General features: G+C 66.9%; 18 protein-coding genes and 2 pseudogenes. 4 read left to right on the forward strand and 16 right to left on the reverse strand.

Going from position 1 to position 23,023, the window contains the following annotated elements:
* Nucleotides 1–54: 54 nt before the first annotated feature.
* Nucleotides 55–2,577, forward strand: coding sequence for an efflux RND transporter permease subunit (locus tag BLT27_RS14650; RefSeq protein WP_089735193.1), 2,523 nt, complete (start codon nt 55–57; stop codon nt 2,575–2,577).
* Between the two features lie 31 nt (nt 2,578–2,608).
* Here the strand turns inward: BLT27_RS14650 and BLT27_RS14655 are convergent, their stop codons facing one another.
* On the reverse strand, nt 2,609–3,937 hold the full coding sequence (locus BLT27_RS14655; protein WP_089735195.1) for a hypothetical protein: 1,329 nt from the start codon (nt 3,935–3,937) through the stop codon (nt 2,609–2,611).
* Between the two features lie 240 nt (nt 3,938–4,177).
* Here BLT27_RS14655 and BLT27_RS14660 point away from each other — a divergent pair, with 240 nt between their 5' ends.
* Nucleotides 4,178–5,824 (forward strand): MBL fold metallo-hydrolase, encoded by a 1,647-nt coding sequence (locus tag BLT27_RS14660; protein ID WP_089735197.1) that lies wholly within the window; start codon nt 4,178–4,180, stop codon nt 5,822–5,824.
* Between the two features lie 67 nt (nt 5,825–5,891).
* On the opposite strand, the gene BLT27_RS14665 is transcribed toward BLT27_RS14660, so the two are convergent.
* The 6 genes from BLT27_RS14665 to BLT27_RS14690 form a co-directional block, all read right to left on the reverse strand.
* A complete protein-coding gene (locus BLT27_RS14665) occupies nt 5,892–7,952 on the reverse strand; it encodes a hypothetical protein (RefSeq protein WP_089735199.1) in 2,061 nt (686 codons plus the stop codon).
* Nucleotides 7,953–8,064: 112 nt separating this feature from the next.
* Nucleotides 8,065–9,918 (reverse strand): sensor histidine kinase, encoded by a 1,854-nt coding sequence (locus BLT27_RS14670; RefSeq protein WP_089735201.1) that lies wholly within the window; start codon nt 9,916–9,918, stop codon nt 8,065–8,067.
* A gap of 130 nt (nt 9,919–10,048) precedes the next feature.
* Complete coding sequence (locus tag BLT27_RS14675; protein WP_089735203.1) at nt 10,049–10,873, reverse strand: ABC transporter permease; 825 nt, start codon at nt 10,871–10,873, stop codon at nt 10,049–10,051.
* Nucleotides 10,870–11,685 (reverse strand): ABC transporter permease, encoded by an 816-nt coding sequence (locus BLT27_RS14680; protein WP_089735205.1) that lies wholly within the window; start codon nt 11,683–11,685, stop codon nt 10,870–10,872. The genes BLT27_RS14675 and BLT27_RS14680 overlap by 4 nt, the downstream gene beginning before the upstream one ends.
* Nucleotides 11,682–12,599 (reverse strand): ABC transporter ATP-binding protein, encoded by a 918-nt coding sequence (locus BLT27_RS14685; protein ID WP_089735207.1) that lies wholly within the window; start codon nt 12,597–12,599, stop codon nt 11,682–11,684. Before BLT27_RS14685 ends, BLT27_RS14680 begins: the two co-directional genes overlap by 4 nt.
* Nucleotides 12,600–12,718: 119 nt before the next feature.
* Nucleotides 12,719–13,135: a hypothetical protein gene (locus BLT27_RS14690; protein WP_089735210.1), complete on the reverse strand. Its 417-nt coding sequence runs from the start codon at nt 13,133–13,135 to the stop codon at nt 12,719–12,721.
* A gap of 120 nt (nt 13,136–13,255) precedes the next feature.
* Between BLT27_RS14690 and BLT27_RS14695 the strand changes: the two genes are divergently transcribed.
* Nucleotides 13,256–13,738, forward strand: coding sequence for a dihydrofolate reductase (locus BLT27_RS14695; protein WP_089735212.1), 483 nt, complete (start codon nt 13,256–13,258; stop codon nt 13,736–13,738).
* A 293-nt stretch (nt 13,739–14,031) separates the two neighbouring features.
* On the opposite strand, the gene BLT27_RS14700 is transcribed toward BLT27_RS14695, so the two are convergent.
* The 4 genes from BLT27_RS14700 to BLT27_RS14715 all read right to left on the reverse strand — a co-directional run bounded on the left by BLT27_RS14700 (nt 14,032) and on the right by BLT27_RS14715 (nt 18,002).
* On the reverse strand, nt 14,032–15,099 hold the full coding sequence (locus BLT27_RS14700) for a metal ABC transporter permease (protein WP_089735214.1): 1,068 nt from the start codon (nt 15,097–15,099) through the stop codon (nt 14,032–14,034).
* Nucleotides 15,096–15,884, reverse strand: a complete 789-nt coding sequence (locus BLT27_RS14705) for a metal ABC transporter ATP-binding protein (RefSeq protein WP_089735216.1) — start codon at nt 15,882–15,884, stop codon at nt 15,096–15,098. Before BLT27_RS14705 ends, BLT27_RS14700 begins: the two co-directional genes overlap by 4 nt.
* Nucleotides 15,881–16,924, reverse strand: a complete 1,044-nt coding sequence (locus tag BLT27_RS14710) for a metal ABC transporter substrate-binding protein (RefSeq protein WP_089735218.1) — start codon at nt 16,922–16,924, stop codon at nt 15,881–15,883. Before BLT27_RS14710 ends, BLT27_RS14705 begins: the two co-directional genes overlap by 4 nt.
* Before the next feature lie 403 nt (nt 16,925–17,327).
* Complete coding sequence (locus BLT27_RS14715) at nt 17,328–18,002, reverse strand: SCO family protein (RefSeq protein WP_089735220.1); 675 nt, start codon at nt 18,000–18,002, stop codon at nt 17,328–17,330.
* A 164-nt stretch (nt 18,003–18,166) separates the two neighbouring features.
* On the opposite strand from BLT27_RS14715, the gene ilvA reads away from it, so the two are divergent.
* Nucleotides 18,167–19,384 carry a threonine ammonia-lyase gene (gene ilvA, locus BLT27_RS14720; protein ID WP_089735222.1) on the forward strand — a complete coding sequence of 406 codons (1,218 nt, stop codon included), beginning with the start codon at nt 18,167–18,169 and terminating at the stop codon, nt 19,382–19,384.
* Between the two features lie 283 nt (nt 19,385–19,667).
* On the opposite strand, the gene BLT27_RS14725 is transcribed toward ilvA, so the two are convergent.
* The 5 genes and pseudogenes from BLT27_RS14725 to BLT27_RS14740 all read right to left on the reverse strand — a co-directional run.
* Complete coding sequence (locus BLT27_RS14725; protein WP_089735224.1) at nt 19,668–20,078, reverse strand: DUF7970 domain-containing protein; 411 nt, start codon at nt 20,076–20,078, stop codon at nt 19,668–19,670.
* Nucleotides 20,075–20,950, reverse strand: a complete 876-nt coding sequence (locus tag BLT27_RS14730) for a ParA family protein (RefSeq protein WP_089735226.1) — start codon at nt 20,948–20,950, stop codon at nt 20,075–20,077. The genes BLT27_RS14725 and BLT27_RS14730 overlap by 4 nt, the downstream gene beginning before the upstream one ends.
* A 1,322-nt stretch (nt 20,951–22,272) precedes the next feature.
* Nucleotides 22,273–22,455: pseudogene (locus tag BLT27_RS20590) on the reverse strand (transposase); the annotation flags it as partial.
* Nucleotides 22,456–22,497: 42 nt separating this feature from the next.
* A pseudogene (locus BLT27_RS20230) lies at nt 22,498–22,677 on the reverse strand (hypothetical protein); the annotation flags it as partial.
* A gap of 34 nt (nt 22,678–22,711) precedes the next feature.
* Nucleotides 22,712–23,023, reverse strand: a 312-nt coding sequence (locus tag BLT27_RS14740; RefSeq protein ID WP_139172352.1) for a transposase, incomplete at its 5' end; no start/stop codon positions are given.

Below are 23,023 nucleotides of genomic sequence, written 5' to 3' on the forward strand. Positions count from 1 at the left end.
ACCGAACCGCTCGCCGCTGTCCTGTCGGCGGCGCAACCGCTCCCCTGAACACCCGTGCGACGGAACCCGCTCCAGTTCGTCGTCGGCTTCGTCACGGACCACAGCCGCATCACCATCGCAGTGATGCTACTGCTGACGGTCGTGGCGGGGGCCGGCGCGACGATGATCGAGGCACCGCCCGACCAACAGCTCGCCAGCGACGCCCCTGCTCAGGAGAAACTCGACTACATCAGCGAACAGTACGACACCGGTGACTCGGACGTGGAGACCGTCAGCGTCTACGTCCGAGACACCGACGGGAACGTCCTCTCCAAGGGCGCGCTCGTGGACGTGTTGGAGTACGAGCAGCGCATCGCCAGCAACGCCTCCGTGGCGCGGTCCCTGGCCGACGGTCGGGGGACGACCAGCGTCGCCGGACTCGTGGGGGCGCGTCTCGCCGGCGACCCGTCCGCGAGCGCCGAACGACGGCTGACAGCGCTTCGGTCCGCCGACGCGACCGAGGTCCGGTCCGCGGTCCGCGCCACGCTCGCCTCGGACAGCGATGGCCTGTCGCTGATGCCTGCGTCCTACGAGCCACGGACCGCCAGCGCCGAGTCGACCAGAGTCGTCGTCCACTTCGCCGCGGACGCGCGGTCCGACGCAGGTACCGAGCCCGAGGCCGTCCTCCACCGCGCGGCCCTGAGCGAGTCGGACGGCGGGGACCGCGAGTACTTCATGCTGACCGGGCCCGCGACCGAGGACTTCGGCAAACGCACCGTCGTCGACAACCTCGAGCTCATCGGCCCGCTCGCGCTCCTGCTCATCCTCCTCACCCTGGCGTTCGCCTACCGGGACCTCCCCGACCTCCTGGTGGGCATGACCGGGGTCCTGCTCACCCTCGTCTGGATGTTCGGACTCATCGGGTGGCTTGGCGTGCCCTTCGGCTCGGCTGGTATCGTCGCTCCCATCCTCCTGATCGGGCTGAGCATCGACTACGGCATCCACGTCTTCATGCGGTACCGCGAGGAGCGGGCGGCATCCCCCGACCTCGGGGTCCGGTCGTCGATGAGACGCGGCCTCCGTGGCGTCGGCGTGGCGCTCGCGCTGGTGACGCTCACGACCGCAATCGGCTTCCTCGCGAACCTGACGAACTCCCTCGGGTCAATCCGCCAGTTGACGCTCGCGACGGCGCTCGGGGTGGTCGCCGCCCTGATCGTCTTCGTCACCATCGTTCCGGCGTTGAAGGTCGAACTCGACGCGCTGCTCGACCGGCTCCTCGGTGACCGGAACATCCCGCCGATCGGGGCCGCCGGCGGGCGGCTCACGCGGTTCCTGACGGCCGGTGTCACGGCGGCCCGCATCAGCGCCGTCGGCGTGGTGCTCGTCGCGGTCGTCGCGGGGGCCAGTGGCGCGTACGCCTCGACGGAACTGGACCGCGAGTTGGGAACCTACCCGGACGAGCCGGCCGACTGGAAACAGGACCTCCCCGACCCCGTCGGCATCGAGGAGTACCCCTTCCTCGAGCGCAACAGCTACGTCCGGAGCAACTATCGGGCCACCGGAGCGGACTACTCGCCGGCCCAGATTCTCGTCGAGGGTGAGGTGACCGACCCGGAGACCCTGGAACGCATCGACACCGCCACGGCCCGTCTCTCCGACTCGGAGGCAGCCTACCGACGCGCCGACGGCTCGGTGCCGATCCGTACGCCGCTGACAGTGATGGACCGTGTGGCCGCCCGTGACGACTCGTTCGCGTCGGTCTACCGCGCGGCCGACACGAACGGCGACGGTGTCCCCGACCGGCATCTCGAGCGTGTGTACGATGCCCTCTTCGGGTCGGCCCCCGATCAGGCGTCTACCGTCGTCGAACGCGACCAGGACGGCTACCGCTCGGTCCGCGTGGTGGTCCCGATGCGCCAGTCGTCCGACGACAGGGACGTCGCCGCGACGATGTACGGGGGTGCGGAACCAATCGACGAGGCCGCCGACCTCTCGGCGACGGCCACCGGTGACAGCGTCATCAGGGAGGTGCAGGGCGACCGCCTGACGAGCAACATCTTCGCGACGCTCGTGGTCTCTCTGGTCGCCATCGTGGCGCTGCTTGCCGGCATCTACCGGCTGACCGAGGGTCGGGCGTCGCTCGGTGTGGTGACCGTGCTCCCGGTCGCACTCGTCGTGACCTGGGTTCTCGCGGGGATGTGGCTGCTCTCGGTCCCGCTGACGATGTTCACCGCACTGATGATAAGCCTCGCCATCGGACTCGGCGTCGACTACAGCATCCACGTCACCGAGCGGTTCGCACAGGAGTTCGGGGCGGTCGCCGACCCCTTCCAGGCGCTGGAGACGACCGTCGTCGGCACCGGTGGTGCGCTGCTCGGGAGCACCGGGACGACCGTCGGCGCGTTCGCGACGCTCTCGCTCGCCACGTTCCCGGGCCTCAGGCAGATGGGGCTGATGGTCGGGCTCGCACTGCTGCTCTCGTTCGTCGCGAGCGTGTTCGTCCTCCCGAGTCTGCTCGTGCTCTGGGCCCGGGCGGTCGGGCTGGACGCCGGCACCGCGGCCTCGCGTGCGACCGGTGCTGCAGAGGGAACCGACTGAGGGTATTGCTCGCCCTCGATTCGGCGGCGCGTCACTCCCGTTCGACGACCGTCCGGTAGACTGCCGGGTACTCCCGAAGCTTGGCGCGTCCGACCAGCGCGTACAGGTACGCCTGCAGTCGCGCCCGCCAGATCTCCCAGTCCGACCCCGCGTCCTCGTCGACGGTCGCCACCTGGAGATCCTCGACGGCCCGCCCCGCCTGGCGCGTCAGCAGCGGGGGCGGGTCGGCGCCGACGACCGACCGATACACCGACCGCGCCCGACGCTTCTCCGCGAGCACGTGCCCCGAGTCGAACCCGGAATCGCCCTCGTCCACGACGAGTTCGTCGACGGCGAAGCGGTGGGCACGCACGCGGGCGACACCCTGCGAGAGGGCGACCACGGTCGCGACACGTAGCTCCTCGTCGACGGCCGTGGTCCACGGAGCCGGGGCCGCGGTCGGGAAACACCAGTCAGCGAGCCGACGGTGGGAGAGGGCGTACGGACCGGTCTGTTCACCGTCGCCGAGGCCGAACCGGGCAAGGACCTCGTCCTCGGACGGAACCTCCGAGAGCGCGAGCTGGAACTCGGCCCTGGCCGACTGCAACGCCCCAGCGTGCGGCCGGGCGTCGCTCCCGAGGCGGTCCGCGAGGTGCCGCTGGAACCGTTCCGCGCTCTCGACGTTGACCTCGGCCTGGAGCAGTTTCGCTGTCGCCTCACCGACGCCGGTCGCCTCGACGTCGTCCGGGTTCCGTTCGTCGGCGGAGCCGTCCTCGTCCGCCGCCCACCACTCGGTCCGCTGGTCGGCCCGCAGGGCTTCCTGCTCGATCTGCAGGTACCACGCGAGGTCGGTCGCCGGGTCTGAGACGCGATACGGGTCGAGGGTGGCGACAACGGCGTCGACCCGGTCCCGCAACGCCTCCCCTCGCTCGGCCAGCTCGTCCAGCGTCACCTCCCCGAGCGCCCAGCGGGCCTCCCCGAGGTACTCGCCGGCGAACTGGAGGCCGTAGGTCGCCTTCCAGAGGGCGTCGTGTGTCTTCCCCGAGCGGAGGTCCTGACGGGCGTCTTCGAGCCAGCCCCCTGCCCCGGTGAATGGCCTGTCTCGGTCGAGGCGCTCCCAGCGTGGTTCGGACTGCTCGACGGTTCGTGCGAGCAGTTCGACCGCGAACCCGGCGTGGTCCTCGGTCACCGTCGGTCGCCAGTGGGCGGTCACCTCGGGCGGTGTCGGGTAGTGTCTCGTCGCGGCGTCGGTGAGCCTATCGGGCAACGCTGTCGGCTCGGTCACGCCCACAGCGGCGGTAGTGCCCGCGCCGAGCGTCGCCAGCCCGGCGACACTGCCGAGAAGCCGTCGTCTACTGAGGGAGGGGAGGTCGGGGACCATGTCGTTATCGCACGTTTCCGTGTCCCGTCACTTAGTTGTCGTCCCGACGTAGTCGACGAGGGTCGACGGCATCCCACCGGGTCGCCTCGGCCCCCGTCTCGCAGCTCTCTCCGGGCGCGCCGATGTCAGCAGACATCTCGGACAGGCAATGTATTTCTGATTGGTGATTCCCATTGTGTATATTTTAACCCCGGTTCGGACAGGATTTTAATCTTGGAGGCCGTAGGCGCTTCCACTCGAATGGAACTGAGCTTCCAGCACGCCACCCCCCACAGGGGTGCCGAGTCGGTCCTGCTCCGGCTCCACGGTGGCGTCACCGACCAGACCGCCTGCGTCCTCGTCGACGCGGGGGAGGGTGTCGACGTGGACGACCTCCTCGACGAAGACGAGTACCTGACGGCGGTCCTCCTCACCCACGCGCACCTGGACCACTACGCCACGCTGGGCGAGAACCTCCGTGACGGCGCACCGGTCTACGCCGCCGAGCCGACGGCGGCGATGCTCGGCGAGGTGCTCGGCGAGGCGCGGACGAACTTCGACGTCTCGAACGTGGATGCCGTCCTCGACGCGCTCACGCCGGTTTCCGACTGGACGACCGTGATGGGCTCGCTCGACCTCCGTCCGGTCCCCGCAGGGCACGCCCCAGGCGCAGCCGGGTTCCTCCTGCGGTTCGAAGACTCGTCCCAGACGCGGACGCTGTTGACCACCGGCGACTGGACGCGTCGGTCCGTCGCGGGATTTCCTGGTCTGCCGTCGTCGCTCTCTCCAGATGCAGTCGTCCTGACTGGAGCCACGAACGACGGCTTCGAAGCCACGCTGACCGACGCAATCGAGCGGATCGTCGCCCGGAGCCGAGCCGGGTCGTCCGTGCTGGTCACCGCTAGCGGCCTCTCGGGTGTCCACCTCGCCGCCCTGCTCGCCGGGCTCGGCGAACCCGTCGACGTGCCACCTGTCACCCTGGTCGGCCACGCGGCGAAGCTGTACGAGACCCTCGGGCTCGCCCACGAGGCCGTCACGACGGTCCCGACGTTCCAGGACCCAGCAACGCTGGTCGAGCCGGGGGCCGTCACCGTCGCCGGCCCCGAGGTGCCCGTCGAGGGCAGTGCGGCCCGCCTCTTCCAGGTCGTCGAGGACGACCCCGGTGCGACGCTCGTCCAGCTCACCAGCGGCAGCGTCAGACCCCTCGAGTCCGCTCGTTGCACCGTCGAGCGGTTCCGATACAGCAACCACCCGGCCGAGGCGACGGTCGACGAACTGGTCGAGACGATGGCCCCGAAGCAGGTCGTCGTCACCCACCAAACTGGCGAGGGGCTCTCGCGGTACAAGGACCGCTACGACAGCTTCGTCTGGGCGACGACCGACCCCGACGAGTACACGTTGTACGAGGACGGCACCTGGGTCGCACCGCCGTGGGTGAACGAGCACGTCGCCCGTGAGCTTCGGAGCCGCCAGTACGCGAGCGGTAACCCGGCCAGGGTCTCCGTAGCGGACGAAGGGACGGTACCGGTCGCCCCGCAGGAAGTGACACCGGCCGACGAGGGGGTGGACGTCTCGGACCTCAGGACGCGAATCGCACACGGCGACACAGCAGTGCCCCCGCAGGACGGGACGCAGGACTCGGCCGATGCCGGCGGCACTCGCCCGGCGGCGACCGACTCCGGTTCCGAGCCGCTCCCGACCGCGAGCCTGTCCGACATCGAGTCGAGGCTGGACCGCATCGAGCGCCATCTGGCCGACGCCAGCGAGGGAGGGGGACGACGGGTCCGGACACGGGTCGTCGACGCGGGTGATGGGGACGTGTTCCTGCGACTCCTCGACGAGGGCGGCGACCTGGAGTTCCAGCACGGTGAAACCGTGACGGTCAGACTGCAGCCGGACTGCCGCTGACTCCAACGAGCACCCGACCGTTCGGACCGCGGTACAGTGTCGGGCTCGAACCGCGTGGGAGGAGCTATCAGACGAGCGGGTTGAAGAAATCACTCTCCGGACGCCAGTAGACGTGCCCGTCGTATATCGGGACCAGGTTCTCCGTCTCGATGAGTCTCGTGAGTTCCGGCCCCGAGACCGTGAGCTCGAACGGCTTCGCACACAGCTGTGGTGGCCGGTCGACGTGTTCCGGCCGCCATATGAAACCGGCCTCCGGGATGTAGGGGTAGAGGTTCAGTGCGAACCGGTTCGGACCGAGGGGCTCGACAGTCATCTGCGTACACCACAGCGACATGGTCCTGACGAGCTGCTGGAACCCGTCACCCACCGCGACCAGCGAGGCGTCGGTGTCCGTGTGCGCGACTGCGTATCTGACCGCCTGCTCGGCAGTGAACCCCCTGACGAGCAGTCCAGTGACGCACTCCCGGGTCTCCTCGGCGAGCAGGCTGTCCCCTTCGACCGCGAACCCGCCCATACTCCCCCGCTCGATACAGGCAGTCGTCGTGTCCGCGGTTCGGGCACCGTCCAGAAACACGAGCCGGATGTTCGAGTCCGGGAGGTCTTCCGGGGCGAGTCGTCCGTCGCGACAGTCGAACCCGTCGGTCACGTCGCCGACGAAGTGCAGGAAGTCGGCCCCACGTTCGAAGAGGTCGCTCAGTTCCGCCCGTGACAGTTCGGTGTGCTCGTGGATCGCCACGGTGTCGGGCGTGTACGTCCGGTACCGGTCGGCCAGTGCGGTCGCCTCGGCCCGGCGGGACGTGTCGTTGCAGGCCACCACGACGGCATCCGCACCCTCGTCGCGGTCCAGGTACCGCGGCGCGCTCGTGAAGGTCCTGGGGCAGGCGACGAACGGCCTGGCGTCCGGTCTGGGTGCGTCGGCGAGCCAGACCACGGCACTCCCGTGACAGGACGCTTCGAGCAGCCTGTCGGGCACGGTATCGTGGAACTCGGCTGGAATCGAGGCGGCCCCGCCGGTCGGGTAGGTGTCGGGGTCGAAGACGGCTGAGAGGTAGCGCATGAGGCCGGGGAGCGCCTTCGCGTTCTCGAACGTCGGCTCGACGTAGCTCACGGTGTGCCACTCCGGCAACGTCGAACTGACGCGATCGAACGGCGCTGCCATGTAGGTCCGGAGACGCTCCGGGAGACTGGCCTCCAGAAGCCGGTCCTCGTCCAGTCCGAGCGCTTCGATCACGTGCCGCTCGCGCAGGGACTCGTCCCCCTCCGTTCCGTTCCAGAGGACGTTGTCGAGCAGGTAGACGCGTCTGAGCAGTGCCATCGCCTCGTACTGGAACCGCGGCGGTCCATCGAACCGGTACTCGAAGCTCCCGTCCGTAGCCGCCAGTACCGGGGAACCGTCGTGGACAGTGACGCTCGCACCGAGGTAGTACGCCAGTGGTGCGCTCTGGAAGAGGAGGTCTCGCCGGTCCGGGATTTTGAGGACGAAGTCCGAATCTGGGACGAGTTCACGCACTGCGTCCGGAATGTCCAGCGTCTCGCCGAACTCGATGGCTGGCGGGTGCTGCCGGCCGTCGGTGGTCGAGCGCATCGGGCTGGTGGTCTTCAGCGCTGCTGGGAACTGCGACATCGCCGTTGCCAGTCCCTCGTTCGTCCGGGGGACCGTGACCGTGTGGCGCGGATACCGCAGCATGCTCGCGAACCCGATGGAGACGGGGCTCGGCTGGTCGAACGAGAGCACGATGTCGTCGGACTCGGTCCGCTCGACAGTCGCGGGGCCGGCGAACCTGACGACGGTCTGGACCGGTGTGTCGACACCCAGTTCGAACTGGCCACTGTCCAAGACGCAGCTATCACAGATATCGACCTGCTCTACGGACTCACCCTCCGCCTCGTCCAGTCGAGTCAGCGTCGGATACTGCGCCTGTACCGACAGCTCGGAGACCCGTCCACCGACGACCGCGTCCTGCTGTGTTCGCAAGCCGAGCCGTGGATCGATTTCGTCCCACCCGGTCGTCTCGACGTCCACCGCGTTGTCCATCCGGTCGACCGCGTGGATGGTTCCGTCGGCGATCTCGACGGTCACCAGCTCGACATCGTCGGTCGACGATCCGGCGACCGGCTGCTCGCTCACGGGTCGCTCACCTCGCTCCCGTCGGTCGGCACGGCTTCGTTCACCGGGTCGCCTCGCGCTTCGTCGCCGCGGACCTCGAACTCGAACCGTGCGCCGCCGGCCTCGTTTTCGGTCAGCGAGACGGTCCAGCCGTGTCCCTCCGTGACCTCCCGGACGATGGCGAGTCCGACGCGGTCCCACCCGAGCCACCTGCAGTGGTCATCCCCATCTCGAAGATGTCATCCGCTATCGAGGCCGGAACCCCGGGGCCGTCGTCGGCGACGTAGAAGCCGCTCCCGTCCGCGAGCGTGTCGACCGTGACCGTCACGTCGCCGCCGCCGTGCTCTACGGCGTTCCGGAACAGGTTCTCGAACACCTGCTGGACGCGTTCGGGGTCACCCTCGACACGCGGCAGGGCACCGGCTCCGAGCCGAGCATCCTCGGTGTCGACGGTCTCCCAGGCGTCTTGGGCGGCAGTCTCGAGGTCGAGTGGCTCGACCGACCCGATGCTGTCTCCATGTCGGGCAAGCGTCAGCAGGTCGTCTATCATGGAGAGCATCCTGTCGTGTTCCTCCTCGACGATGTCGAGGTGCGACCCGTCGCCGCTCTCGCGTGCCAGTTCCAGGTAGCCCATCGCGGAGGAGAGCGGGTTCCTGAGGTCGTGACTGACCATCGACGCGAACGTGTCCAGCTGTTCGTTCTGTCGTTCGAGGGCCTGCTCGCGCTCGACGAGTTCCCCGATGTCGGTGTAGATGATGTAGCCCATCCTGGAGCCGTCCTCGCTGGAGACAGGAACGCTCCGGAGCAGGAACGGAGCCGTTCCCTCCGTCGTTCGGCGCTCGACCTCCCTGTCCGTGTGCTCCCCGTCCATGATCGCGTCGTACAGTTCGACGGCCTCCGAACGCTGGTCCGTCGGGACGAGCAGGTCGAGCGTGCGCTCACCGACTGCTACTGACGGCTCGTAGCCGAAGTGTCGCACGAACGCGGAGTTCACAGCGTCGATACGCGGCGTCCCGTCCTCGAAGACGTACCTCACGGCCGGGTCGGGGACGTTCTGGAACAGTTCCGTCGCCCTGTCCCGCTCCTTCGTGAGTTCCCGCTCGTACCGAACTCGGCCGTAGGCGTGAGCGACATGGGCGACCAGGAGCTCACCGAAGTCGAGGTCACGCTGGTCGTAGGCGCCGACGCGCTCGGAGAGCAGCTGGAACACCCCGATATCGCCGAGTGGAAGCGAGAGTACCGACCGGTACGGGAGGCAACCGCCGGCGGCAACGGCTGATTCAGCAACGTCTCCCGTCAGGACGGGCTCTCCGGTCCGATACGTCTCACCTGCGATACCCTCGTCGAGCCGGAGCCGAGACCGCCCCGGTGTCGGAGCCGCCGCCGTCGCGGCCAACGGGGTGAACTCGTCGTTTCGTGCCTCGGCGACGACGCAGGCATCGAACTGGAACAGCTCTGATGCCCCCTCGACCGCGAGCTCGCTCACCGACCACTCGGTCCGCCGTTCGTCGAGAGCGGACGCGACCTCGTGGAGTCGTTGGACGTCATCGTCGATGGTCGATTGCGTGTCAGCCTCCGTGGACTCGCTACTCGTTGCTGTGCTCCCACCGAGTTCGGTGTCGACCATCTGACGCAGGATTCGCTGCCACTGGTCGGGTTCGGAGTCAGTCCGAACGGCCACCGTCGCTCCGGCTTCGAGAACGGTAGCCGCCGATTCCGGCCCATCGACGAGCACGATGACCGGGAGCTCGGGATACCGGATTCGGACCGTCTCGACCGTCTGGACGATATCGTGGACACGGGGCTGGGCACAGACAAGCCCGCGGAACTCACCTTGTCGAAGCCGTGCGAGGACCGCCGTCGCGTCCAGTCTGGTCTCGTTCGGGACTCGGACGACGGGGGCGCCTGCACCAGCCAGAATATCCGCGACAACACCGGCTGTCTCCCGTGGCGGTATCGCGAGCACGGGAGTCTGGCTATCTGACATTTGTGCCAATTACCGTCACCTTGTTACGCTGTGACTATATCAGTTCGGGCCCGACACCCGTACTCAGAACGGGACGACCTGTTGTTACCGATTCAACCGGTACTGGGGCACGGGCTGGGCGTCGCGCGCCCTACAGGTCCCCCGCGACGAACCGTCGATACCCGACGAGCATGGGGATGCCCGCCCAGAGCACCAGCAGCAGGCCCGCCATCCACCAGTCGACGTAGAACGGTGCGCTCTCGCGGAGGTACAGGCTGGCGCGCTGGCCGTCGAACCCCAGCTCCACCAGCCGGTAGTACGCCTGGCCCGGTTCGAGGAGCCGGTAGAGGTACGACCACTCGGGCAGGTTCTGTGGCAGCAGCACGGAGGTGTCGAAGCGGTGCAGGATGAGCAGCGTCACCGTGTGGAGGAGTCCCCAGAAGTTGACGAGGAGCAGGTATCCTCCGAGTGCGCCGAAGGTGATCCAGCGGTCCCGGGTGGTCGACATCGAGAGCCCGACCGCGATGCCGACGAAGGAGAGGCCGAACAGCGCGGTCGCGAACAGGAACCAGGGGTACCGCGCGACGCCCTCGGTCCCGTACAGTATCGCGCCGAGTCCACCGGCGAGCACGAGGGCGACGAGGGTGGGGACGAGCAGCACGACCGCTCGACCGACGAACGTGCCGACGGCCAGGTCGCGACGGTTGTGGGGGAGCGACAGGGTGAGCAGGAGGCTTCCGCTGGTCCGTTCGTGGACGACGGCCTTGTAGCCGAGCATGATCGCGAGCAGCGGGAGGACCAGCGCGATGACGCCGGCCAGTCCGTTGACGAAGCCGGCGAACGTCTCCTCCCCGAGATACTGGTGCGCGTAGGCGTACCCCAGCGAGAGCGCCAGCAGGATGCCGACGAGGAGCCAGATGCTCTTGGAGCGGCCCGCGTCGTTGATGTCCTTGTGGGCGATGTCACGCCACGTCATGAGAGGTCCACCCCCGAGAACCGGAGATAGGCGAGTCCGAGTGGCCCGACGAGCCAGACGACGAACAGTACGAGCGCGATCCACTCACTGAGATACCACGCGCCGTCGACGGCCGCGTTCGGGTCGATGAACCCCTCCGTGATGCGCCGGAAGAGTCGCCCGGGCTCCAGTCCGGCCACGAACTGGAGCGGGTCCGGCAGTTCACCGTCCGTGATTCCGAGTTCTTCGAGGGCGAGCGAAAGGGCCTGCACGACGGTGTCCCAGACGATGACGAGCAGGAAGAACACCGTCACCCCGAGGACGAGTGCGCGGCGCTTCGTGGAGACGAGGAGCGAGACGGCGATTCCGATGCCGGTCCAGATAGCGCCGAAGAGCGCCGTCAACACGACGAAGCCGAGGTACGGGAGCAGGTCGAGCGTCCCGAACGGGTAGACGACGAGCCACCCCGCGATGGCCAGCGACCCGACGATGGTGGCTGCAAGCAGCCCCGTTCGTGAGACGTACTTGCCGAGCAGGACGTCCTCACGGCTGATTGGGAGCGAAAGCGACAGCAGGAGCGAGCCGGACTCGCGCTCGCTGACGACGGAGCCGTACCCGAGCAGGACGCCGACCAGGGGGACGAGCGTCGTGAGCCAGCCCACCGCGTACGTGCTGAACGTCGCGGTCGTGGTGGCTGCTTCTTCGGGGACCGTGAGCGGGTAGATGTATCCGGCCAGCAGCGTCGCCATGGCCACCAGCGCGAGCAGGACTCTCGTCGACCGCTGGGTCGCGGTGTCGGAGACATCCTGCCGGGCGATGAGTTGCCAGCTCATCGGCCTCTGGACCCGGTGTACTCGATGAACATGTCCTCGAGCGACGCCTCCTCGGTCTTGAAGTTCATCACCTCGATGCCGGCCTGGTGGAGAGCCACGACGATGTCCATCTTCGCGTCGTTCGTACATGTCACCTCGATGGTCGAGTCGCCCACCGAGGCGACTGTCTCGACGCCATCGATGGTTTCGATCTCCGCGAGCGTGCTGTCGCGGAGCTCGTCCAGCGTGAGCACCAACTTCGTGCCGCCACCCATGGACTCCCGCAGCCCCTCGATGGTGTCGACGGCGACGAGTTCGCCGTTCTGGAGGATTCCGACGCGGTCACAGACGGCCTCGACCTGCTCTAGGATGTGCGAGGAGAAGAAGATGGTCGCCCCGCGCTCGTTCTCCTCGCGCAGTATCCGGCGCATCTCCGCCGCACCGTTGGGGTCGAGTCCGGTGCTCGGCTCGTCGAGCAGCAGGAGGTCCGGCTCGCCGACGAGTGCCATCCCGAGGACGAGTCGCTGTGCCATCCCCTTCGAGTAGCCACTCGCTTTGCGGCCCGCTGCGTCGCGGATACCCACCCGGTCGAGGATGTCGAGCGGGTTCGTGTCGTGGGCGTCCTTCGACCGGATCGCGTACTCGATATGTTGTCGCCCTGTTAGGCGTTCGATGACCGAGTAGCCCTCCGGGAGCACGCCGACTCGTTCGCGCGCGTCGACGCCGTCGCGCTGGCAGTCCGTGCCGAAGATTTCTACCTGGCCGTCGCTCGGTTTCGCGAAGTCCAGCAGGATGTTGATGAACGTCGATTTCCCGGCCCCGTTCGGGCCGAGGAAGCCGAACGTCTCGCCCTCCTCGACCGTGAGGTCGACGCGGTCGAGCGCCGTGGTCGACCCGTAGTGTTTCGACACGTTCGTCGCATCGATGGCATTCATACACCGACCAACTGACGGCAGACTTATAATCGGCGCCCCTCCGTTTCAGAGCTTGAAAGCTCGTGTAGTGTAAAGTGTCAGGTTTTTGTTGTTCGGCGAGCCTGCGTGGCGGTCGGGGCTCACTGCTCGGCGCTGTCTGGGCGTTCCCGACCCGACCGCTCGCCGCTCCGGGCGGAGGTCAGGAGGATGCCGCCGAGCAGGACACCGAGCGAGACCCCTGCTGACGCACCGGCTGCAGCACCGTTCGCGAACGCGGCGTCGAGCGACCAGGCGGCCAGCAGGCCGAGCGCGGTGCCGACGAGCAGGCTGACCAGCACGGCGACGCCGAAGACCCGGCTGGCCCAGTCGCCCGCGCCGCTGTAGTTCTCGGCGAACTGGCCGACGAACGCCCCGGCGAGCAGGCCGCCCGAGACCCCGTAGCCCGCGAGGAGTGCGAGCTCGCCGGACTGCCCCGTCACTACGGCGGCAGTTCCGCCGATGCCCGCGCCGAGCGGGAGGCCGATTCCAGCACCGTAGGTCCGGAGTGTGGAGTTCATAGGTACATAAACGTCGGCTGTGCGCTTAACCCCGATAGCTGACTCCCTCGCCGTGAGAATCAGCCGTCCCGTTCGTCCGCGAGCGATGGGGCTTACTCCTTGGAGCCAGAAACCGAGCGTATGGACGTCATCGCGGTCGCGGCTGTCAGCGAGAACGGTGTCATCGGGGACGGGCCGACACTCCCCTGGAGTCTACCGGCCGAGGTCCGCCGCTACAGGGAGCGCGTCGCCGACGACGTCGTCGTCATCGGGCGCAGGACGTTCGAGATGTTCGACGACCCGCCCGGCGCACACCAGCTCGTCCTCAGCCGGAGTGACCGTGAGTACGCCGACCCATCGGTCACGCACGCCGGGGGCGTCCGTCAGGCGGTATCCATCGCCAGCGAGCAGGGGGCACCGGTCCTGTACGTCCTCGGGGGGAGCGCCATCTACGAGGCGTTCCTGTCGGAGTACGACCGGATGCTCCTCAGTCGTATCGAGGGCGAGTTCGAGGGCGACGCACACTTCCCCGAGTTCGACGGTGACGAGTGGGAGCTGGTCGCCGAGACCCAGTTCGACGGCTACGTGCTGGAGGAGTGGGTGCCCGCGTCGGGCGGGGACTGAGAGCCCTCCAGAGGAGACAGGACCCTCGCTCGTACTCCCGATACGGATACCGAGGCGAAACGGGACGGCGACCGCCGATATTCCGCCTCATCCGTCGCTACGCTCGGAGACCTGCTTGCCACCGTCCCAGTAGTGGTCGCCGAGAACCCGTTCGTCCATCCCCCGTGCACGTCTTCGAGGGCCGTCGCGTACGGTGTCGTTCCAGCGATTGCGGAAGCTGTAGGGGCTGATGGCGAGCACGGGGGTCTGTATCGCCGGCCAACAGCAGCGCTGGCGGACCGAGGCTCGGATGCTCAGTCGTCCGTCGCGGCGTCCCGGCCGTCGGCCTCGTCGGTCCACACCGTGGCGGTCGTGTCGTCGTCGGTGACGTCGATGCTCCCCATCTCCGGCACCTCCTGGTCCCCGTACTTCGTCTTGAGCTTCCCGAACGCGACCGCGACCGTGTAGATACCGACTCCACAGAGGACGATGACACCGCCCGCCGTCGCGCCGATCTGGTAGGAGATCGCGATGCCGAGGAGGACGGAGAGCTCGGCGAGGACGATGGAGACGAGCAGGGACTCGTTGAAGCTCCGCGCGACCTGTGACGCTCCGGCGACGGGCACCACGAGCATAGCCGCGACGAGGATGACACCCATGATCTGCATCGCGCCGACGACCACGAGCGCGGTCAGCATCACCATGATTCGGTTGTACCAGTTCACCGGGATGCCCGACACCCGTGCTGCCGTCTCGTCGAAGGTGACGTAGAGGAGCTGATTGCGCGTCAGCGCGACCATCCCGACGATGATGCCGAACAGCACGAGGAGGATGGCGGCGCTCTGGGAGGTCACCGTGGAGAGGTTCCCGAACAGGTACTGTTCGACGCTGACGGTCATGCCACCGGCGTTGATCGTGATGAGCGTCGTCCCGAGTGCGAACCCCGTCGAGAGCACGATGGCCATCGAGACGTCGTTGTAGGCGTCGGTCACCTCCGAGATGAGTTCGATGAACAGCGCTGCGATCATCGCCACGACGACCGCCGTCAGGTACGGCGTCACCCCGAGGTCGATGACCGCGTTCAGGAACAGCCCGACGGCGACGCCGGCGAATGCGGTGTGGGCGAGTGCGTCCCCGATGAGCGCCAGCTGTCTGTGCACGAGGAAAGTGCCGATGAGCGGGGCCATGACACCGATACAGAGCCCGACGAGGATGCCCCGTTGCATGAAGCCGTAGCTCAACATCCCGATGCCCGCCTCCCGTGCGACCCAGCCCAGCAGCCCGGCCCACTGTTCGAGGAGCCAGTACATCGGTCCGAGGAGGGTGTCGAGCGTCTCGTTCGACTGCGACTGGAGGAGGACCGGTGCAAGTACGCCGGTCATTCCGAACCACCCAGGAAGTTGGCAGCCGTCCCGAAGGCGTGGGCCAGCGCGTCGCTCTCGACGAACTCCGCGGTCGGGCCGTCGAAGTACACCTCCCGATTGAGACAGACGACGCGGTCGGCGTTGTCCGTGACCGCACCGAGGTCGTGCTCGATGAGCAGCACGGTGATGCCCCGCTCGTTCAGGGACTCGAGCAGCCCGTAGAACGCCTGGACGGATTCGACGTCGACCCCGACGGTCGGCTCGTCCAGGACGAGGAGCTCCGCTTCGCTGGCGAGCGCGCGCGCGATGAACGCTCGCTGGCGCTGGCCGCCCGAGAGCTGCGTGATCCGACGGCCGGCGAAGGCCGACATCCCGACCGTATCCAGCGCATCGTCCACGATCGCCCAGTCTCGGCTGGAGAGTCGGCCGAACCCCACGTGCGGGAACCGGCCCATCTTCACCACTTCGCGGACCGTGATGGGCATCTCCTTGGACGCGCTGGCGTGCTGGGCGACGTAGCCGAGCCGCCCGCCGTCGTCGAAGCTGTGGGCGGGTTCGCCGAAGAGCCTGGCCGCGCCGGTGTCCGGTTCCAGCAGTCCCAGCATCAGCTGCATGAGCGTCGACTTGCCGGAGCCGTTCGGGCCGACGACAGCGACGTACTCGCCGTTCTGAACCGAGAGCGAGACATCCTCGACGACGGGCGTCGCCGTGTAGCCGAACGCCACGTCGCGAAGCTCGATGACTGGTTCTCGGGCGCCCGAGACCGCAGTCTCGTCGGCGGTCGCTGAGGGCTGCGAACTCATTGGAAGTTCCTCCACTCGTTCGCCCAGCCCTCGGGCCCAGCTTCCCCGGGGCTCTTCGTTCCGAGGACGACCTCGAAGGTCGGCATGTTGATCTTGTAGGCGATGTCCTCGTACCCCCAGTTCTCCTCGACCCACTCCTCCCGGACGCCGGCGTACGGCGTCACCGGGAAGTAGGCCTCGACGTCGGTCTCCTCCATCAGCTGGACGGCCGGTCGTCGTGCCTCGAACACGCCGTTCGCGATGTACCGGATGTCGTGCTCGCGGATGGTCTCCTGGGCCTGGCGCATGTCCTGTGGAGTCACGTCGCCGCTGGCCGCCAGGTTCGTCACCAGTGGCCGCATCTCGACGCCGTACCGGACGCCGATGTACTGGAACGCGTTGTGTGCGGCGAGCTGGACGACGTCCCGTTCGGCCGCGTCGAAGATCGCCTCGTACTCCGCGTCGATCTGGGCCAGTCGCTCGGACTTGTACGTCTCGGCGTTCTCACGGAGTGTCGACTCCTCGTCAGGGGAGAGTTCGACGAGCCCTTCGGTGATGTTTTCGACGGAGGTCCTCGCGCGGTGGGGGTCGAGCCAGAAGTGGGGGTCCTTCCCCTGCTGCTCGCCGACGCCCTCCTCCTCGCGGTCGAGACTCGCGGCGAGGTCGACCAGTTCGACCCCTTCACGGACGTTGATCAGCTGCGTGTCGACGTCGTCGTCCTCCAGCGTCTGGATAGCCCGGTCCGCCCACGGCTGGAAGCCCGGGCCGACGTGGATGAACGCCTCGGCCTCGATGATGTCCCGCGTCACCTGTGCGTTCGGTTGCCAGCCGTGGCCGTGCATCCCGACAGGCACGAGGTTCTCGACCGTGATGCTCGTGCCGTCGGCGATCTTCCGTGCGAAGTCGTAGAAGCTGAAGAAGGATGCCACGGCGGTCGGTCCGTCACTGTCGTCCGCGCTCACGCCACCGAAACAGCCAGCGATACCGCTCAACAGCGCCCCGGAGCCGGCGGCGAGCGCCTGCCGGCGGGAGAGAGAGGAGATTCCATTCGTTTCGTTCATACTCACCCGACGGTTGCACTCGAAAACATATAATGGTTCTCATCTAATCAGAGAATTAGACTAGTCTAAAACATATGCAGTGGGTCGGTTTCACCTCTCGAGAAACGAACATCGGTTTCCACGAGGCGTCGGTTCTCCCGGGCTCAACCACAGGCCGTTTTTCACTGCGCTAAATTTTGGATTAGGCACCACTGGTGGCGGTCTCCACGACCAGTACAGCCCGGACAGCGCGCGCCGGTACTCGGATTCCATGTCGGTCGGGGAGCTACCGAACAGTCCGAGAAGCAGCCGGGTGAGACAGAATCCGCCGCGACGACCGCCAGCCCGCTGTCAGCACATCGCCCGCAAGCTCTATCCACTGGTGAGTCCGCCACCCTCCAGAGCGCGGGGGACCGGTGTCCGGTCAGGCCTGTCGCACTCGTTCGAGGTCCGCCAGGATAGCGTTCACGTCCGGGGACTGGTCGCGATAGGCGCGCTCGACGTAGCCGTCGGCGTTCACGAGCAGCGTCAGGGACGTGTGGGTGAACATGTACCCGTCCATGTCGTCGGGGTGTGTCCGCCGGAACGCGACGCCGAACTCCTCCTCGACGACCACCCTGGCGCGCTCCGCCGACTCGGGTCGCAGGAAGTGCCAGTTCCCCGCGTCCGTGGCGACGTTCCGCTCCTCTGCGTAGGTCTGCAACCGGTCGGCGGTGTCCCGTTCCGGGTCGAACGTGACCGGCAGGAACGCCACCGCATCCGCGTACCCGTTGTCCGCCGCGTGCGTCTGGATGTTCCGCAGGGCCGAGATGAGTACCGGACAGACCGTCCGGCAGTTGCTGTAGAAGAACGTCAGGAGGCGGGGTCTGGCGATGGAGCCGAGCTCCAGCTCACGGGACTCCAGCGGGGCGGGGAGCGTGACGTCCGGCAGCTGCTCCCCCCACGCCGGGTACGCCACGTCCGCGCTGTCGAACGGGCGGCCTGGGTCGCCGAGAACCACGTTCGGGTTCGACTCGCCGCCCAGAACGCCGAGACAGCCCGACAGGGTGCTCCCCCCGACGACCGTCCCGGCGCTCGCGATGAAGGTCCGCCGTTGCATAGCGAGCTGTTTGCCGGGTCGCTACAAGTGTAATCTGGTTCGTCGGTCGAATCAGCAGGCTCGACGAGCAGCCGTCGGGACCGTTCCCGGGACACTACCCGAGTTCCCAAACCGGGTATGTAGTTTTATGTCGGCCGCTCCGCTGGTCTGTAGCAGTCACCGCCATGCAGGTCACGGTAGCAGACATCGAAGACGCACGCGACCGGCTGGACGACGAGTCGGTCGTCCGCGAGACACCCATCGAGACGAACCGTTCGCTCGCCGCCGAGACTCAGGCCGAGGTCCGGCTCAAGATGGAGCACCTCCAGCGTACCGGCTCGTTCAAGACCCGCGGCGCGTACAACAAGCTCACGCAGGTCGCCGCCTCGGACAGCGATGCGACGCGCGCCGTCGCGGCCAGCGCGGGGAACCACGCTCAGGGCGTCGCACTCGCTGCGACGAAGGTCGGCCTCGAGGCGACCATCGTCATGCCCAAGGGCGCACCGCAAGCGAAGATCGACGCCACCGAGGGGTACGGGGCGGAGGTCGTCCTTCACGGTGCGGACTTCCAGGCCGCGATGGCCCACGCGAAGACCCTCGTCGACGACGACAGCGTGTTCGTCCACGCGTACGACGACCCCGATATCGTCGCCGGACAGGGCACCCTCGGACTCGAACTCGTCGAACAGGTGCCCGACGCCGACACGGTCGTCGTCCCCATCGGCGGTGGTGGCCTCATCGGCGGCATCGCGACCGCTGTCGCGGCCCGGTCGCCCGAGACGCGCATCGTCGGCGTGCAGGCCGAATCCGCCGCCACCGTCCCCGAGAGCCTCGACAAGGGCGGGCCGGTCACCATCGACTCCATGCAGACCATCGCGGACGGGATCGCAACCGGTGGCATCTCCGAGCTGACGTACGAGCTCATCGACGCGTACGTCGACGAGGTCGTCACGGTCACCGACACCGAGATCGCCGAGAGCGTGCTCTTTATGCTGGAACGCGCGAAGCAGATGGTCGAGGGTGCCGGCGCGGCCTCAGTCGCCGCGGTCCGGAGCGACAGACTCGACGTGAGCGACGAGGTCGTCGTCCCGCTGCTCTGTGGCGGTAACCTCAGCATGACCGACCTCCAGACGGTGCTGACACACGGGCTCACCCACCGGAACCAGCTCGTGCACCTCCAGGTCCACATCGTCGACCGGCCGGGCGAGATGAGCCGGGTGTCCGAACTTATCGCCGACTGTGGCGCGAACATCCACGACGTCGAGCACGAACGCTCCGCGAAGGAGCTCGACGTCGGCGACGCCTACCTCCAGTTCCACGTCCAGACGAGCGGGACCGGGCAGACCGAGCGCATCCTCGAGAGCCTCCGGGACGCGGGCTACGACGTGGAGCTGCTGAACTGAGGCTACCGACCGTCCGGAACCACGCTGCAGTCGGGTCGAAGCAATGATGCGGGAAGCCCACGGCGTCGCTCTGTCCGTCTGCGCACTCCTGAGCACCGACTTCATCGGTGACGGTTTCGAGCGTGTCGTAGTCGAGATCTGTCTGCGCGACGTATCGCTCGCGTCCCCCGAAAGTTCGGGAACCCGTCCCGGAGTCAGACCATCCCCGGAACCGACGATACACGGATTCGGCCCCTCCATATCGCGATATGAGGTTCATCCATCCGGAGGCTCCCCTCAACGGCTACTCCTCGAACGTCATCCCGTAGCCCCACTCCTCCAGTTCGCCCTCGACCTCGTCGAGGTGCTCGAGTCCGACCATCACCAGAGCCTCGCGGAGGTCCGTGAGCGAGACGTCCGCGTCGAACCGCTCCTCTAGCTCACGGAGTGCGTCGCGTTCCGCACTCTTCGTGTCCGGCTTGAGGAACAACGGGACTCGGTCGCGGCCGTCCTGGACACCGTCGCGGCGGAACTTGTACGGTATCTGCATCGTCCGACGGCTCGGCCCACCAGCGCTAGCGGCTGCCGTCGACGAGGAACCATCCCCACCAGACTCCTCCGTGGATTCTGGGGCCGGACTGGACGACGTATCGCCGTCAGTCGATGTGTCCTCCGCGAAGGGGTCCTCCCCCGCGCCCTCTTTCATTCCCGTCATGCGGTCATCACCTCGTGTTCGACGTCGCCGGGTTCCGGCGGATTCGGCGCTTCGAGCCCGACCTCCCGTTCGAGATGGCGGGCGATACGGTCGAACTGAGCCAGGGTCTCGATTTCGTAGTCCCGCTGCCGGTCACGATGTTCACGGACGTACTGGTAGGCGGAGCACTGCTGCATCCAGCAGCCCTCCATCAGCGACGCGCGCTCCCCGATGACCTCGGGGATCGGGTACTCAATCTCGTCGAGGATGGTTCGCTGGTCACGCGTGTTCTTGAACCCGATCGGGACGGCTCCGAGGACCCCGACGTCGACCTCCAGCTGGTCCTCCAGACCGGCGACGAGGGACTCGAGCCCCTCGACCGCGGCGCGACCCTTCGCACTCGGTTCCACCGGGATGACGAGCGACCGGGTGGCGTGGATGGCGTTGTAGAGGTGTGGTCCCTCGGTCGCCGGCGGGTCGCAGATGAGCACGTCGTACTCGTCGGGCACGCCCGCCTCGCGTAGGACGCGGAGCAACTGGGCGTGCATCCCGAACGCCTCTCCCATCGCTTCGGCCTGGTCCTTCTCACGCTGGAGGTACTCCGCCAGGTCCGAGAGCATGTTGTGTTCGGGGACGATGTCGACGCCCTCGACGGTCCGCACGAGGTCGTCGAACTCGCCCTTCGGGCGGCGGATCATGTGGCGGACGATGTTGTCGACTGGCTCCGTCCGCTGGTCGTCGACACCGAAGAGCCGGGAGAGGTCGCCGTCCTGCGGATCGAGGGGGATAACGAGCGGCTTCAGTCCGGCACGGGCGTGCGCCACGGCCAGGTTGGCGGCGGTCGTCGTCTTGCCGACCCCGCCGGCCTCGCTGTACGTCGAGTACGCTAACATGCTCGCAGCATCACACCCAGCCATCTTGAATGTTCGTCAGACGTGTTCGTTGTTGGTTCGAATGAACGGAGTCATTGAACACACCGAATGAACACAACTACTGAACAAAATTGATGAATACAAACGGTGAATGAATGGGATGAACGGTGTGGTCGGGTCGGTGTGTTCCCTGGGTGTATTCGACTCACGCCACGAACGCAACTCGCATCTCGAGCTGGGTCCGTTCGAGAAGTGGCCGGTGAACGCACAGAACGGCAATGAACACCGAACACCATTCGTCGCTGCATACGAGTGTCTGAATGGAAGAACACACACAGAGAACACCGCTACCGAAACCCAGCAGTAACACCACACAATGAATGAACTCCACGAACACATCTACTGAACGTGGCTGGTGAACACAACTACTGAATCCTCTGTACTGCAAAGGGTTCACCCGGATGACGAAGCAGCACCAGGTCCGGGTCCGGACCGGGCACGCGGTGGTCGCGGGGGAACACCGAGAGGCCGCATGGTCCGCGACCGAGTCGCTCGCGCACATCGCCAGTGGTCCAAACAGCCAAGCACGAGCGCGCAGGGGTTCTCGAGACGAACCACCACCGGCCACGGGCCCGGAATGCGTTCGCTCCACGGCCGCCGCCAGCAGAAGCCGGGACGGCAAGTGCGGAGCGACACCCAGTGGGACGCTCCGTAGCGCGATCTCCAGCTCCCTCGTGACAGTCGAGGGCGTCCAACGCGGTGGGCTCGGAAGCACCAGAGCTGCGGACAGCAGGGAACCCACCGCGACAGTAGCCAGGTCATGCGCTTCGGCGACCCTCCGCACGACGAGCGAAGCTTGCGGGGAGGCCATCCCCAGGCGACTGTTTTCGAGCCAGCACCCGATACCGGCATGGTAGAGGCCCGGGCTCCTGTCGACACCGATGACAGAGAGAACCGTGGGTGTTCGAGGCCCGCACCGGCGAGCGCCGAGGCGGTAGGGAACGGAAAACGAGTCCACCGCGCGGTCGCGTTCAGGTAGAGGTCAGGTAGGAAGCGGACAGGGACGCTCTCGTCGGCGGAAGCGGCGGGCTGTTCGGAGGGACCCGCCGAGAGTCACGCTCGTTTCGGTGGTTAGCAGCTCCAGGGAACGTTCGAACTGGGTGCCACCGGTCCCGGAGCCGGCCTTGCTGCCGCCCGTCTCACCGCGCACGAGAATAAACCATGGAGCACGATATCGACCGGGGTCGTCACGTCGGTCCACAACCTCGGAGGATGGGTCAGTTTCGGGACGGTTCCCCGCTGGTTTGGACCCATCTCCTCACGAAATGCTCGATTTCGCCTAGCCTGAACGAGATGACCAAGCGAGTACGAGAAAGATAGTTCACTGCACGATTCGATAACGTCTGGTAGACTCGCTGGGAATCGAACTCTCGGTCACACAGCACAGTCTCCACGGGGACGTGCTCTTTCGCTCGTTGAACGAGTCGCCCGACGACACGGTGAACCTGATCGGGGGATCCGTCCCACGTTCAGCGTTTCCGGCTTGCACTGGTTGACTGCACGCCTCGCTATCGCCAGGAGAGACCCCGAGAGACCGTTGGCGGCGCGAGCGGACTCGGCGGGAGATCGCCGCTCGGATCGGGGTCGTTGTATGCCTTCGGAGCTACGTCGTTCGGTGCGTTTGGATAGAACAACGAGGCAACCGCGTGGATGTGCTCGCGTCCGACACCGAGCTCGAACTGTCCACCCCGGCTTCATTGAATCCGCAGAGGGCGACGGGATTCACTGTTTCACGGCTTGTTCGACGTTGTAGACTGCGGCGGCGAGCACAATTTCACGAAACTGGCGATACCACGCTCGCGCTCGGACGGCGGAGCCGTACGAGCGCTTAATCACCGAATTCACGGTCTCACACACCGACCGCTGGTTGTAGAGGTCATCGTCGATCCGGGCGTTGTGCGCGTGGTCGTACGGTGCGAAGACGCGATGCTTGATCAGCGGTCGAACGCCTTCTGCGCGAAGCTCCTCGCGGAAACCCATATCGTCGTAGCCCTTGTCGGCGGCGAGGCTCCGCAGGTCGCCTGCGTTCCGCAG

Origin of the sequence: Haloarchaeobius iranensis, assembly GCF_900103505.1 — an archaeon.
In the GTDB taxonomy this organism is placed as follows: domain Archaea; phylum Halobacteriota; class Halobacteria; order Halobacteriales; family Natrialbaceae; genus Haloarchaeobius; species Haloarchaeobius iranensis.

Bases quoted from the DNA above. Each gene is read 5' to 3' on its own strand.
- BLT27_RS14655 (WP_089735195.1), bottom strand. From the start codon at position 3,937: ATGGTCCCCGACCTCCCCTCCCTCAGTAGACGACGGCTTCTCGGCAGT.
- BLT27_RS14660 (WP_089735197.1), top strand. From the start codon at position 4,178: ATGGAACTGAGCTTCCAGCACGCCACCCCCCACAGGGGTGCCGAGTCG.
- BLT27_RS14670 (WP_089735201.1), bottom strand. From the start codon at position 9,918: ATGTCAGATAGCCAGACTCCCGTGCTCGCGATACCGCCACGGGAGACA.
- BLT27_RS14675 (WP_089735203.1), bottom strand. From the start codon at position 10,873: ATGACGTGGCGTGACATCGCCCACAAGGACATCAACGACGCGGGCCGC.
- BLT27_RS14680 (WP_089735205.1), bottom strand. From the start codon at position 11,685: ATGAGCTGGCAACTCATCGCCCGGCAGGATGTCTCCGACACCGCGACC.
- BLT27_RS14685 (WP_089735207.1), bottom strand. From the start codon at position 12,599: ATGAATGCCATCGATGCGACGAACGTGTCGAAACACTACGGGTCGACC.
- BLT27_RS14690 (WP_089735210.1), bottom strand. From the start codon at position 13,135: ATGAACTCCACACTCCGGACCTACGGTGCTGGAATCGGCCTCCCGCTC.
- BLT27_RS14695 (WP_089735212.1), top strand. From the start codon at position 13,256: ATGGACGTCATCGCGGTCGCGGCTGTCAGCGAGAACGGTGTCATCGGG.
- BLT27_RS14700 (WP_089735214.1), bottom strand. From the start codon at position 15,099: ATGACCGGCGTACTTGCACCGGTCCTCCTCCAGTCGCAGTCGAACGAG.
- BLT27_RS14705 (WP_089735216.1), bottom strand. From the start codon at position 15,884: ATGAGTTCGCAGCCCTCAGCGACCGCCGACGAGACTGCGGTCTCGGGC.
- BLT27_RS14710 (WP_089735218.1), bottom strand. From the start codon at position 16,924: ATGAACGAAACGAATGGAATCTCCTCTCTCTCCCGCCGGCAGGCGCTC.
- BLT27_RS14715 (WP_089735220.1), bottom strand. From the start codon at position 18,002: ATGCAACGGCGGACCTTCATCGCGAGCGCCGGGACGGTCGTCGGGGGG.
- ilvA (WP_089735222.1), top strand. From the start codon at position 18,167: ATGCAGGTCACGGTAGCAGACATCGAAGACGCACGCGACCGGCTGGAC.
- BLT27_RS14725 (WP_089735224.1), bottom strand. From the start codon at position 20,078: ATGACGGGAATGAAAGAGGGCGCGGGGGAGGACCCCTTCGCGGAGGAC.
- BLT27_RS14730 (WP_089735226.1), bottom strand. From the start codon at position 20,950: ATGTTAGCGTACTCGACGTACAGCGAGGCCGGCGGGGTCGGCAAGACG.